General features: G+C 48.4%; 12 protein-coding genes. 4 read left to right on the top strand and 8 right to left on the bottom strand.

Going from position 1 to position 11,804, the window contains the following annotated elements:
• Nucleotides 1-181: 181 nt before the first annotated feature.
• The 4 genes from rpoH to ftsY all read right to left on the bottom strand — a co-directional run bounded on the left by rpoH (nucleotide 182) and on the right by ftsY (nucleotide 4,002).
• Complete coding sequence (gene rpoH, locus ACO0LB_RS15600) at nucleotides 182-1,078, bottom strand: RNA polymerase sigma factor RpoH (protein WP_423050674.1); 897 nt, start codon at nucleotides 1,076-1,078, stop codon at nucleotides 182-184.
• Between the two features lie 196 nt (nucleotides 1,079-1,274).
• Nucleotides 1,275-2,189, bottom strand: coding sequence for a cell division protein FtsX (locus ACO0LB_RS15595; RefSeq protein WP_423050672.1), 915 nt, complete (start codon nucleotides 2,187-2,189; stop codon nucleotides 1,275-1,277).
• A gap of 26 nt (nucleotides 2,190-2,215) precedes the next feature.
• The gene (locus ACO0LB_RS15590) at nucleotides 2,216-2,890 is read right to left on the bottom strand and encodes a cell division ATP-binding protein FtsE (protein WP_423050670.1); all 675 of its coding nucleotides are present in this window, start codon (nucleotides 2,888-2,890) and stop codon (nucleotides 2,216-2,218) included.
• A gap of 26 nt (nucleotides 2,891-2,916) precedes the next feature.
• Nucleotides 2,917-4,002 carry a signal recognition particle-docking protein FtsY gene (gene ftsY / locus ACO0LB_RS15585; protein WP_423050668.1) on the bottom strand — a complete coding sequence of 362 codons (1,086 nt, stop codon included), beginning with the start codon at nucleotides 4,000-4,002 and terminating at the stop codon, nucleotides 2,917-2,919.
• A gap of 224 nt (nucleotides 4,003-4,226) precedes the next feature.
• Here ftsY and rsmD point away from each other — a divergent pair, with 224 nt between their 5' ends.
• The 3 genes from rsmD to ACO0LB_RS15570 all read left to right on the top strand — a co-directional run bounded on the left by rsmD (nucleotide 4,227) and on the right by ACO0LB_RS15570 (nucleotide 5,783).
• Nucleotides 4,227-4,898, top strand: coding sequence for a 16S rRNA (guanine(966)-N(2))-methyltransferase RsmD (gene rsmD, locus ACO0LB_RS15580; protein ID WP_423050666.1), 672 nt, complete (start codon nucleotides 4,227-4,229; stop codon nucleotides 4,896-4,898).
• A gap of 55 nt (nucleotides 4,899-4,953) precedes the next feature.
• Nucleotides 4,954-5,457: a pantetheine-phosphate adenylyltransferase gene (gene coaD, locus ACO0LB_RS15575; protein ID WP_423050664.1), complete on the top strand. Its 504-nt coding sequence runs from the start codon at nucleotides 4,954-4,956 to the stop codon at nucleotides 5,455-5,457.
• Between the two features lie 68 nt (nucleotides 5,458-5,525).
• Nucleotides 5,526-5,783: a YfhL family 4Fe-4S dicluster ferredoxin gene (locus tag ACO0LB_RS15570; RefSeq protein WP_423050662.1), complete on the top strand. Its 258-nt coding sequence runs from the start codon at nucleotides 5,526-5,528 to the stop codon at nucleotides 5,781-5,783.
• Here the strand turns inward: ACO0LB_RS15570 and ACO0LB_RS15565 are convergent.
• The 4 genes from ACO0LB_RS15565 to ACO0LB_RS15550 form a co-directional block, all read right to left on the bottom strand.
• The gene (locus ACO0LB_RS15565; protein WP_423050660.1) at nucleotides 5,780-6,928 is read right to left on the bottom strand and encodes a DUF484 family protein; all 1,149 of its coding nucleotides are present in this window, start codon (nucleotides 6,926-6,928) and stop codon (nucleotides 5,780-5,782) included. The genes ACO0LB_RS15570 and ACO0LB_RS15565 overlap by 4 nt on opposite strands.
• Before the next feature lie 41 nt (nucleotides 6,929-6,969).
• Nucleotides 6,970-7,818: an MOSC domain-containing protein gene (locus ACO0LB_RS15560; protein WP_423050658.1), complete on the bottom strand. Its 849-nt coding sequence runs from the start codon at nucleotides 7,816-7,818 to the stop codon at nucleotides 6,970-6,972.
• A gap of 454 nt (nucleotides 7,819-8,272) precedes the next feature.
• A complete protein-coding gene (ychF, locus tag ACO0LB_RS15555) occupies nucleotides 8,273-9,364 on the bottom strand; it encodes a redox-regulated ATPase YchF (RefSeq protein ID WP_423050657.1) in 1,092 nt (363 codons plus the stop codon).
• A 23-nt stretch (nucleotides 9,365-9,387) separates the two neighbouring features.
• Nucleotides 9,388-10,794 carry an MATE family efflux transporter gene (locus ACO0LB_RS15550; protein ID WP_423050655.1) on the bottom strand — a complete coding sequence of 469 codons (1,407 nt, stop codon included), beginning with the start codon at nucleotides 10,792-10,794 and terminating at the stop codon, nucleotides 9,388-9,390.
• A 150-nt stretch (nucleotides 10,795-10,944) separates the two neighbouring features.
• On the opposite strand from ACO0LB_RS15550, the gene ACO0LB_RS15545 reads away from it, so the two are divergent.
• On the top strand, nucleotides 10,945-11,739 hold the full coding sequence (locus tag ACO0LB_RS15545; protein ID WP_423050653.1) for a type IV pili methyl-accepting chemotaxis transducer N-terminal domain-containing protein: 795 nt from the start codon (nucleotides 10,945-10,947) through the stop codon (nucleotides 11,737-11,739).
• Nucleotides 11,740-11,804 lie beyond the last annotated feature (65 nt).

The raw sequence follows: 11,804 nt of genomic DNA, 5'->3' as shown, positions 1-11,804 counted from the left end.
TATCGCAAATAAATAGGCATGCTGTTAAGCTGGTTCAGCAGTGAATACTGTTTTCAAGAATCATTGTTGTGTGAAAGCACTGAAGTGCATCATCAAAATCCCACAGAAACCTGCACGATGATACGTTTAAAATAAAAAGGCACTCCGCAGAGTGCCTTTTTTAATATGAGCTTTGCTCACTTTATGAAAAGCTGACGAGCGCGCCCTTCATTTTCTTCAACGCAGCACTCTCAATCTGGCGTATGCGCTCTGCAGAGACACCATATTCATCAGCCAGTTCATGCAGAGTGGATCCGGTGCCATCATCGTTCTTGAGCCAGCGTGACTCTACGATGTGGCGTGAACGTGCATCCAGTTTTGACAAAGCAGTTTCCAAGCCTTCGCTCTGCAGCCTGTCATACTGACGAGCTTCTAACACGCGTGTCGGCTCTTCAGACTCTGTTTTCAGATAGGCAATAGGTGCGAATTTATCATCATCATCGTCTGTCGGCGCATCCAGAGCAATATCACGGCCGGATAAACGCATTTCCATTTCAATTACTTCTTCGCGTTTCACATCCAATGTCTTTGCCAGAGCATCAATTTGCTTAGGCGACATGGTATCCAGACCTTCTTTATGGCTGCGCAGATTGAAAAACAGTTTGCGCTGAGCCTTTGTTGTCGCTACTTTGACCAGGCGCCAGTTTTTCAGGATGTATTCATGCATTTCAGCTTTAATCCAGTGCATAGCATACGACACCAGTCGTACACCTTGATTCGGATCGAAGCGTTTAACTGCTTTCATCAGGCCAATATTTCCCTCTTGAATCAGGTCTGCATGTGGCAAACCATATCCAAGGTAGCCGCGAGCGATAGAGACAACCAGACGCAGATGCGACATCACCAGTTGCTGCGCAGCGGCGAGATCATTGTCTTGCTGAAGTTTGGTCGCAAGACTGACTTCTTCTTCATGCGTGAGCATAGGAAGCCGGTTAACTGCTGAAATGTAGGCGTCAATATTTCCTAAGGTGCCGCTAAAACCAAGTGCCAGCACTGTGCTATCAGAAGCAGGGATCAATTGTGTCGATGTAGTTGCCATTATTTCTCCTCATTGCTGTTGGTATGCATGCAATTGCAAAAACCAACGATGTCAAGCCCTTATATTAGCACTCTCTTGAGAAGAGTGCTAACGCAGCCAAAAAATATGCAGATACGGCAGGATGGCCTATTTTCTGACTGGTCATTTTCTTCTCGTTAGACCACGATGCATCGTAAAAGTTGCAGGGTGTTTGACCTTAACTTGCACGCGCCAGTTGACGTCTGACTGATAGAAACGCACCAATCAATCCCAGGATGACACTCAGGAGGAGGAGGAGCACACTAGGGATCAAGCCCAGTGGCGTGAGACGGAATTCTGATGCATATAATTTTGCAAAATCGGCAATGGCATGATTCAGGGGTTGTAGCGAAGCAGCAATGATTCCAAGTGCCAGTAAACCTGAGAGCAAACCTAATAAGGCACCAGTGTAGTAGTACGGTTTGTGAATGAAGCTGTTGGTTGCTCCAAGCAGTCGGGTCACGGAAATTTCTGCCTGATGGGAAATGACCTGTAGTCTGGTCGCATTAAATACGACGACCACTACCACCACGCCCAACGTGGTTGCCAGAAAAAGCAGGCCTAATTGCAGTATTTGTACTAGTGCTGCCAGACGTTTTACCCATGCTGAATCTACCTGTACCGTGTCAATATCGGGCAAAGCCTGTAATTGCTGTACGAGTCTATCCACTTTACTGGCATCGCTGTTAGATAGCGACATGACATAGGCATCTGGCAGTGGATTTCCACCCAATGTAGACAATACCTCTGCGAGGCTGGAAGAGCCTTCCATTGCAGCCAGAGCCTTGTCTTTTGTGACGAAATTTAATTTCGCCTGGATATTATTTTCTTTCAATAATTTTTTAATAGGGATAGACAATGCTGTTGCATTCGACCGGGATATGTCGGGGCTGAGAAACAGGCTGATTTCTGGCTCGATAGACAATTGTGATGAAATCGGGCGGATATTTTCTATCAGCGTCAGGCCAGCGATAGGTAAGGCCAGTGCGATGGCAACAACCAGAACATTGAACAGGAAATTACCAGGACCCGCACGCAGATGAGAAAAAGCGCTTTTCAGCGCGAACAGATGCTGACGAAACCAGATTGTCATGACGTTTTCCTTGTAACTTTAATCGATCAGGCAGCTAAATCTGTGCCCCAGGTATCGCTGATCTGCCCATGATTCAGATAGATAACACGGCTGGCCTTGTCCAGAAACTGTTCATCGTGGCTGGAAATAATGCAGGTTACTCCTGCACTTTGAAAGGCTTTGAGTGCACTGAGCACCTTATTCGCATTTTCCCGGTCCAGAAAAGCCGTAGGCTCATCCGCGAGAATAATCTGTGGGCGATTCACAATGGCACGGGCAATGGCGACCCGTTGCTGCTCACCACCGGATAGCGCCATCGGATACATGCCGGCCTTATCCATTAGATTCACTTTTTCCAGCGCAATATGCGCGCGGCTTTCTGCTTCGCTAACGGAGGCGCCGGTGACAATCAGTGGCAACATGACGTTCGACAATACACTGCGATCAGGCAATAATTTTTGATCCTGCAAGATCAATCCGAGTTTGCGACGCAGATAAGGAAGGCTGCCAGTTTTGAGTTTGCCGATATCTTGACCGTTTACGCTGATACTCCCAGACGTAGGCTTTTCTATGCCGGCGATCATTTTTAACAGAGTAGACTTTCCCGCGCCGGAAGGACCAGCCAGAAAAATCAGCTCACCATCATTAATGGACAGTGAAATATCGCGCAGAGCAAACGCTTCCGGCGAGTATTGTTTAGAGACGTGGTCAAATTCGATCATGGCAGGCGAAAATCACAGTCTGGTTTCTAGTTAAACAGAGCATCGACAAATTCTTGTGCATTAAATGGCTGCAAATCTTCAATTTGCTCGCCAACACCAATGAAATACACGGGAACAGGGCGGTTTTTGGCGATGGCGGCAAGAATGCCGCCTTTGGCCGTGCCATCAAGCTTGGTGATGACAAGTCCAGTTAATTGCAGGGCATCATCAAACGCCTTGACTTGTGCAAGTGCATTTTGCCCGGTGTTACCGTCAATGATCAGCAATATCTCTTGCGGCGCGGTATCCATACCTTTTGCAATGACACGTTTGATTTTCTTCAGCTCTTCCATCAGATGTAACTGTGTGGGCAAACGTCCAGCTGTATCAACCATCACGACGTCAATCCCGCGCGCGCGCGCGGAAGCGACTGCATCAAATGCAACTGCTGCCGGATCACCAGATTCCTGAGAGATCACCGTGACGTTATTGCGCTGACCCCAGATGGTGAGCTGCTCACGCGCAGCCGCGCGGAAAGTATCACCTGCCGCCAGTAACACCGATTGCTGATGGGTTTGCATATGTTTGGCTAATTTACCAATCGTGGTGGTTTTGCCTGCACCATTAACGCCTGCAATCATCATAACAAGTGGCTGATGTCGGCCAAGCTCCAGCGGTTTTTGCAAAGGAAGAAGCAGCTCTTTGAGTAATTCTTTGAGTGCTGTTTTGACTTGTTCCGCATCAGTTAATTTGTCCTCTTTGACTTTTTTCTTCAAGCCATTCAACAAAAATTGCGTTGCTTCAACACCCGCATCTGCCGTGAGGAGTGCGGCTTCCAGCTCTTCATATAAATCATCATCAATGCGGGCACCGATAAAGAGCGTAGTCAGGTTGGAGGATGTTTTTGCCAAGCCCGCTTTTAATCGGCTGAACCATGATCTTTTGGGTTCGGCAGAAGGTTCAATGACGGTTGCAGGGGAATCGATTACCGTATCTGGCGTAACAATCACATTGTTAGTCGGCGTCGGTGTTGTTATTGCAACGTCCGGTGTACTGGCGATAACAGGCTCAGGCGCAACAACAGGCGTTGGCGCTGGCTCTTCTTTCGGTTTTCTTTTGAAAAAACTAAACATCGGGGATAATCTGTAGAAGAGTTGGGGGAGTAACAATGCAGTGGGCGGTGAAAAGCATTGATTTCTTGTCAGGACATGCGGATTAGTATCGGCGTGGCATCTGAGTGAGAAGATAGATCAGCGTTTCATCCGAAAACTGGAATAAGTTATCACCCCTAGTATTAGAATGCTGCCATTCTAACAGACCGTGCACGGTAATTTTATTTGCCAGTGTCATTGAAATAATGAAATCAAATACAAGAACGAAGCCCATCAAGTCCGTTTCGCCTAAGCGTGTGGCGCATCAGGTCAGAATTATTGGTGGGCAGTGGAAGCGCTCATTATTAACTGTGGTCGATGCAGAAGGCCTCAGGCCGACGCCCGATCGTGTTCGTGAAACGGCATTTAACTTGCTGAATCACTTGATTGATGGCGACTGGCAGCGGAAGTCTTGCCTGGATTTGTTCGCTGGTAGTGGGTCTCTTGGCTTTGAAGCAGCTAGTCGCGGGGCAAAACAGGTCATGATGGTCGAGTCACATACACCCGCTTTTAAGCAGTTGGAGCAGGTGAAAGATAAACTGGGTGCGACCCAGATTCAGTTGATCAGAGGCGACGCCAGTCGCGTCACGGACAATTTAGTGGCGCAACAACAACGGTTTGACATGATTTTTCTGGACCCTCCTTTTCATCAGGACTGGCTACCCCGATTATTGCCCGCTTGCGCACGTTTATTGACTGCCGGAGGTGTGATCTACGTGGAGGCCGAACATGCCTTGCCGGAGGTAGAAGCAGCGCAAACAGCATCCAACTTGTTAGATGGATGGCAGGTGATCCGTGCAGATAAAGCAGGTAGTGTGTACTTCCATATACTGCAACGCAACATTTTGCAGCATGAATCGCACGAAAATCAGGCATAATGCCAGATCAATTTAGTGCATATGATTATGCTGTCAGCAAATAAAAGGAGTGAAGATGGTCACAGCCGTTTATCCGGGAACATTTGATCCACTGACTCGTGGTCACGAAGATCTGGTGCGCCGTGCATCGGGGCTTTTTGACACGCTCGTAGTCGGTGTGGCGGATAGCAAAAGCAAAAAGCCATTTTTCAGCCTGGAAGAAAGACTGTCGATTGCCAATGAGGTATTGGGACATTATCCCAATGTGAGAGTGGAGAGTTTTTCGGGCTTGCTCAAGGATTTTGTCCGTAAAAACGATGCTCGCGTGATCGTACGTGGTTTGCGTGCCGTGTCTGATTTTGAGTATGAGTTCCAGATGGCAGGCATGAATCGCTATTTATTGCCAGATGTAGAGACCTTGTTCCTCACACCATCTGATCAGTATCAGTTTATTTCCGGCACCATCGTTCGCGAGATAGCCATGTTTGGCGGTGACGTGTCTAAATTTGTTTTTCCTTCAGTTGATCGCTGGCTGCAACAAAAAGTGGCGGCATTCAATGAAAGTAATGAACAACGATAGTTTCGCTTACAATGCGGAATGAGTAGTCGGCACTACCTGTGCCGCATGTATGAAAGAAGTGAGTTTGTATGGCCCTGATGATTACGGACGATTGCATAAACTGTGACGTTTGCGAACCCGAATGCCCTAACGATGCGATTTATATGGGCCCGGAAATTTATGAAATTGATCCGCATAAATGTACGGAATGCGTAGGTCATTACAAAGAGCCTCAGTGCAAGCAGGTGTGCCCTGTCAATTGCATTCCATTTCATCCTGAATGGCGCGAGACCCCCGCTCAGTTGCAGGCAAAATACGAACGATTGCAAGCAGAGCAAAAAACCTAAAGATTGATCGCGTAGCGGTTTCTGCCAGTGTTTTTTGCTTCATATAATGCTCGATCTGCACGCAGGAGCATCTCGCGTGCAAGTGTGGCAGCATCACCCGTATTTGCCCGCTCATGAATTGTTGATATGCCAATTGAAATAGTTGTTTGGCACTGACATGCGTCGCTGAGTTGGAATATTTTTCCTGCAATGCTCTGACGAATACGTTCTGCCACCAGAATAGCGTCTTGCACATTGGCATTGATGAGCAAGACAACAAATTCCTCGCCGCCAAATCTGCCTAGCGTATCGCTGAGTCTGAGTTCAGCCTTGATTCTGCGCGCCACTTCGCAGAGCACGTCATCGCCACCCTGATGTCCGTGTTGATCATTGATTTTTTTAAAAAAATCGATATCCAGATACAAGCAAGCAATTCCATACTGCTGTCGTTGTGCTCGTGCAATTTCTTCTAACGCTCTTTGTTCTACGTAACGACGATTACTGATGTTCGTTAAGGGATCGGTTAGTCCAATATAAGTCAGACGCTGATTATTCAGAACGTTTTCCAGGCAGATCGCGATGATAGAGCCCAGGCGCTGAATAAAATCTGTTGCCATGCTGGAGAGAAATCGATCCGGTTTAAAGCTGCCAAGATTCAGACAGCCAATCAGGCGATCCTGTCGCCACAACGGAATAATAGCAATGCTCGCCGGTTCTTTTTCGCCGGAACTGAATAACTCCTGATGCAGAGACCTCTCGTATTTTCCTAATGAAGGTATTCCATTCTCTGTTATATACGGCTCTATATCCTGCTCACTGCTGACAAACAGCAAATGTGGAAATGTGTGCAAGTCAACTTTCAGATCTGCCAGCATTTGTTGCAGATGGCTGCGTTGATCGACCAGAATCAGTGTCAGCATATCCAGTTCTGGCGTTTCTGCCAGACCACTAAAAATACAGGAAATTAATTCCTCAAAATGACTGGCACTAATGAGCTTCAGATCGAAGCGCTGGTGCCTTGCCATGATGTGCTGATTACGATGTGCCTGATCCAGTAAGTCTTCCAGCCTGGCGCGCAGCAAGGAATTTTCCATGCGCAATTCATCCAGATTTTTATAAGGCGTGCTGCCAGCGGTGTGGGAAGGGGGTGACGTAGCTCTGTCCATACAGTGATGTCCTGATTCAATCAAATTGGCGTTGAGCTGATTCAAAACGCAATCGGCATATCCACAACATCACCGATGCGCAATATATTGGTCGTTGCTTTTTCCAGAATCACATTCATGCCAAATGTGATTTCGCCATCGACGATAGGGTTGGCTCGATAGCTTTGCAATATATCCACTGGATTTTCTTTCACTTCACCAGTCAGTTGATCCACCGCAGGCATAGGGCAGCGAGGGCAGGGTTTGACTGGCTTGAGTTGTATGGTGTCACCGATATCATATGACGCAGCGTAATCTTCTTCAAATGCCTCGATGCCATCAATCACAATATTCGGTCGGAAACGGTTCATGGGTACGACAGACCTGCCTTGCGACTGAGCCCGGTGGTTCAGATCATCCAGAGATGCCTGAGAAATTAACAGTATCGGATAACCGTCAGAAAAGCGGGTTGGTACTTGTTTTTCACCTGTCCACTTGTTGCTGGCAAAGCGTTTGGCATCTGCTGCAAAACGCACCAGTCTGCATGCTATTCCCAAACTTTGACTGAACCAGGCTGCTGCTGCCTCGCCTTCGTCTATGGCATTCAGTTCTGAATCCCAGATCAGCACGTCGCGCGTCATCTGCTGCTCTTGTCGTACACATGGCAGATGCAGCAAGGGCATTCCCGGTGCGCTCACCTGTAACTTTCCGTCTTGAATAGTCGGCCGCAGACATGCCATTTTAGGTAGTTCACGTTGACTCAGGAATTGACCCTGCAGATCAACCAGCATCCATTCCCGGTCACAGATGCCCTGGTAACGGAGTCCAGCTTCTGTCAGCTCTGCACTTTCCAGTGCGATGCCAGCGCAGGATTTAATCGGATAAATCGTCAATTCAGTGATAGAAGGCATGCACGGTTTCCGCAGGTGAGAACGAAGAATTTTCCGCTAGTAATACGGATGTGCTTATTTTAATGGGTCTGATGCGATGCGCCGGTGCTGATTGAGAATAAATTCATGATGAGAGGTATTGACGTACTCTTCTTACCACTAAAGCCCGCGTCATTAGCTACAGGTAAGAGATGCAATGCGTACAAAAAAATCAGCGTCATATACTACTCAGGCCAATCGTTAACTGAGGCAAGGAGAGGGTGATAGTGTCAGGATGATATAAGCAGAAATGGTGGGCTTTTCCGTAGCGAAAAGAGAAGGTGTGCTGAAAAGAAAACGCAGCCTTTTTAATCGGCTGCGTCGTATTTCAGATAAAGATGATTACTTTGCAAGGCAGGATATCCGGAGCAATATTTTGTCCTTGCGAAAGACGTCTGACAGATTGAACGTAAATTAGACGTAAATTAGACGTAAATCAAACATTAAACAGGAAGTTCAGTACATCGCCGTCTTTGACGATGTATTCCTTGCCTTCAGCACGCATTTTGCCTGCTTCTTTAGCGCCAGCTTCGCCTTTGAACTGGATAAAGTCTTCAAACGCGATGGTTTGTGCGCGGATGAAGCCGCGTTCGAAATCGGTATGAATGACGCCCGCTGCTTGCGGTGCGGTGTCGCCGACGTGTATCGTCCATGCGCGGACTTCTTTAACACCTGCGGTGAAGTATGTTTGCAGGCCGAGCAATTTGTACGCAGCGCGGATCAGGCGGTCAAGGCCAGGTTCTTCCATGCCCATGTCGGCGAGAAAGTCTGCTTTATCCGCGTCATCCAGATCGGCAATTTCAGATTCAATCGCAGCGCAGATGGCGACGATAGGGGCATTTTGTGATGCCGCGTAGGCCGTCAGCTGATCCAGAAGTGGGTTGTTGCTAAAGCCATCATCGGATACGTTGGCAACATACATTGCTGGTTTTGCTGTGATCAGACAGAGTGGTTTGATCAACAGCATTTCCTCTGCATCCAGTCCCAGCGCACGTACTGGTTTGGCGTCGTTCAGGGCTGGCATGATGCGTTCTAACAAAGCGACCAGTTTGGCGGCATCTTTGTCGCCGGAACGCGCTTTTTTGTTTTCGCGATGGATGGCTTTTTCTACCGTACCCATGTCGGCCAGTGCAAGTTCGGTCTGGATTACTTCGATATCATCCAGTGGACTGACTTTGCCAGCGACGTGAATCACGTTGTCGTCTTCGAAGCAGCGTACGACGTTGACGATCGCATCTGTTTCACGGATGTGCGCAAGGAACTGGTTACCAAGACCTTCACCTTTGGATGCACCAGCAACCAGACCGGCGATGTCGACAAATTCAACAATCGCGTTTTGAATGCGCTCTGGCTTGACGATCTCGGACAGTTGCTTCAGACGCGGATCAGGTACTTCTACCACGCCGACATTTGGCTCAATCGTACAGAAAGGGTAGTTTTCTGCCGGAATGCCCGCTTTAGTCAGTGCATTAAACAGAGTAGATTTGCCGACGTTAGGCAGGCCGACGATGCCGCATTTGAGACTCATGATGATTTGCCGATTAGATTGGATTAACCCGCTATTTTACCGGAATTAGCTGCCATTCTGATTCTATGACTGCTGATTCGGTGCAAATAAGCCAGCAATAGCACGCCTGCCACGGTCAGACCGAGCACCAGGCCGGTCCAGAATCCTTGTGCTGCCATAGGGTTTGCAGGGCGCCAGGGCAGCCATTCTGGTGCTAATCCCAGTGCGCATCCTATGGGCAGAGCGAAGCCGTAAAATGCCATCAGGTGAATCAGCATTGGTGTTCTGGTGATTTTATAGCCGCGAATTGCGCATGAAGTGGTGACTTGTGCAGCATCTGATAGCTGAAAAATCGCCGCAAATAACAAGAGCTCTGAGGTTAATTGCTGAACTTCGGCATCTGAGGTGTAGGCGGCGGCGATCAGATCGCGCGACAAGGTAATCAGGCTGGCAGAAATAACGGCAAATAACAGGGCAATGCTTACCCCTACCCATGATACAAAGCGTGCCCGTTGCACGTCTCCTTCTCCCAGTGTCTGACCCACTCTGGTTGTCAGGGCAATACCGATACTCATGGGTACCATGAACACCAGTGAAGAAAAATTCAGTGCGATTTGGTTGGCAGACACCGGAACGACGCCAAAACGTGCGACCAGCAGGCCAACCGCACAAAAAGCAGATACTTCCGCAAAATAGGTAACGCCGATAGGTAGGCCGAGTTTGAGCATGGCACGTATCTCCGCCCAGTACGGTGCTTCGCGTCGCTGAAAAGGAAAAGTGGCGCGATACACATCGGACTTGTGTATCCAGAAAATCATTGCTCCCAGCATCAGCCATAGTCCGATTCCGGTGGCAACGGCACATCCTGTCGCGCCTAATTGCGGTAATCCGGCATGACCATAAATCAGCAGCCAGTTAATCAGGATGTTAAACAGCAAGCCACCAAGCGCAATCAGCATGACCGGCTTGGTCTGGTTCAGGCTGGTGGTATAGCCATATAGCGCACGGTACATGCCAAATGCAGGAAGTCCTATACTGATGACATGTACAAAGCGGGCGGCCTTTTCGTGAACGCCTGCATCCAGTTGCAGGTGAGAGAAAATCAGGGTGGAGGCGTTTAACAAAAGGCAAGCCAGCATACCGATGCCGAATCCCATCCATAACGACTGGCGCATCAGATGTGGCACGCGCTGCAAGGTGTTGGCACCTATCTCATGCGATATCAGTGAGTTCACTACCATCATGATACCCATTACAGTGACCAGGACTATCGTCCATAGCGATGCCCCCAGAGATACGGCGGCAAGTTCGACCGCACTCAGATGTCCTGTCATGCCAACATCCGCGACACCCATGCCGACGGTCGCAAGCTGACCGATTAAAACAGGCCAGGCAATTTGCCAGAGAGCGGCAGCTTCGGTACGTATTTCGGTGCGGGTACGGGTTTTCATGCACTACATCATCCATTTTGGGACAAGCATCTTACCTCATTCCGCGACGCAAACGATTGCTTTGCACTGTTTTGGCGCAATTCTGAGTCATGTTCAGGGTATGAAGTTTGCTTGTTACTAAGTAAATTTTAACTCAGCAGGGGGGATAACATGAACCGACGCCATTTCATCAAAACTGGCTTGTTAGTCACTGGAAATCTTGTTTTATTGACCGGTGCAATAGCCCAGATATTAAATATCAATGATGCCATCAATAAATCCGGACGTCAGCGCATGCTGTCGCAGCGACTGGCGAAAGCCTATCTGCAATTAGGGCAAGGTATCGACGCGGAGCGTTCTAAAAAAGTACTGGAAAACTCCGTCACACTGTTTGAAGCTCAGTTGGCTGAGTTGAAAGCTTATGCACCGACGCCGGATAACCGGCAAATTTTGTCGGAGATGGAAAAAGCGTGGAGTAGTTACAAGCAGGTACTGGCTGGCAATGCGCCCAATCAGGAAGGAGCCAGAAATATCATGGTCATTAACGAAGATATCCTGAGTATGGCGCAGACTGCAACAGTGCAGCTGGAAAAATACTCTGGTACCAGTTCCGGACAATGGGTCAATGTATCTGGCCGTCAGCGGATGTTATCGCAACGGATGGCAAAATTTTATCAGGCGATGCAGTGGGGTGTTGCTCCGCCTGATGCGCAGGCTAAACTGGAGCTGGCCCGGAAAGATTTTGTCACGGGGATGAACACGCTACAGAACGCGCCGGTGAATACACAAAAAATCCGTGACGAGCTGGCGTTGGCACAGCAGCAGTGGATGTTTTTTGACAGTGCATTGCGACAAATGAATGATGCTAAAAACAATAAATTATTTGCCACCAATGTCGCCACGACCAGTGAACGTATTTTGACGGTCATGGATGGTATTACCGGCCTGTATCAGCAATTGTCCTGACTCTTGGCGTATATCGTGAATGCACTGAGTGCCCTGATTTTTTGGTTTTTGAGTGATGCAGACTC

Source organism: Undibacterium sp. SXout7W (genome assembly GCF_049339385.1).
GTDB lineage: Bacteria > Pseudomonadota > Gammaproteobacteria > Burkholderiales > Burkholderiaceae_D > Undibacterium.
This window is presented reverse-complemented; position numbering and strand designations above follow the sequence as displayed.